Origin of the sequence: Bradyrhizobium sp. CCBAU 11361, from assembly GCF_028128935.1 — a bacterium.
GTDB lineage: Bacteria > Pseudomonadota > Alphaproteobacteria > Rhizobiales > Xanthobacteraceae > Bradyrhizobium > Bradyrhizobium niftali.
Genome location: NZ_LBJZ01000012.1, coordinates 1 through 817 on the forward strand (window position 1 = coordinate 1; position 817 = coordinate 817).

Below are 817 nucleotides of genomic sequence, written 5' to 3' on the forward strand. Positions count from 1 at the left end.
ACCTGCATGACATCCTCCTTCACTGCAGTTGACGTTCGAGATTCCACCGCAGCAAGGGCGGGGTCCATACCATTGGCCCCCGACTTGCAAGGATTGGCTCTGGCAGCATGCTCGGATCGCTTGCGCTCATATGTCCGGCCTGTTTTCGGGTCTTGCGACCACCGGCCAAGATGGGCTTCGCGGACAGTGAGATCCAAACACGAGAGCGGCATTTTCTGCCGGTAAACCGAGCGGAGCATTCCACTGACCGGCTTGCGCCGAACGTACCACCTCTTCCTGTCCTGCAAGTTCCGCCCCCAGCGTCAAACCTGCCGGTCTGGCGCCAAGCGCTGCATTTCGTTCAAGTCTATGTCGGCATCGGCACGACGTTGCTTGCAGGTCGATACCGCTCGCCGCTGACCATCAGTTTCCAGGCAATCCGCGCTAGTTTGTTTGCCAACGCTATGGCCACCAGCTTCGGCGGCTTACGTGCAATGATGTCTTTCAGCCATGGCCAGGAGCGGTTTTCCCGTCGGCGCATATCGGCGATCACAGCCGTCGCGCCAGCCACCAAAACGGTTCGCAACATGCCGTCGCCGGCGCGTGTAATCACGCCGAGCCTGTTCTTTCCAGCCGTCGAGTGATTCTTTGGTGTCAGGCCGAGCCAGGCGGCAAAGTTTCTTGCCGACTTGAACCCGCGTGCATCCACGACCTTGATTGACAGCAGCGTCGCACCGATCGGACCGACGCCCGGAATAGCCGCCAACCGTCGGCTCATCTCGTTACTCCGGTGGAGTTGCATGAGCTTCTTGTCGAGCTTGGCGATCTGGTCATCGAC

The 817-nt window shown here is 59.7% G+C and carries 1 protein-coding gene; it reads right to left on the reverse strand.

Annotated elements, in window-relative coordinates; translation table 11 throughout:
- Nucleotides 1-346: 346 nt before the first annotated feature.
- Nucleotides 347-817: transposase (locus XI08_RS05135; protein WP_271573621.1), on the reverse strand; the 471-nt coding region annotated here is incomplete at its 5' end.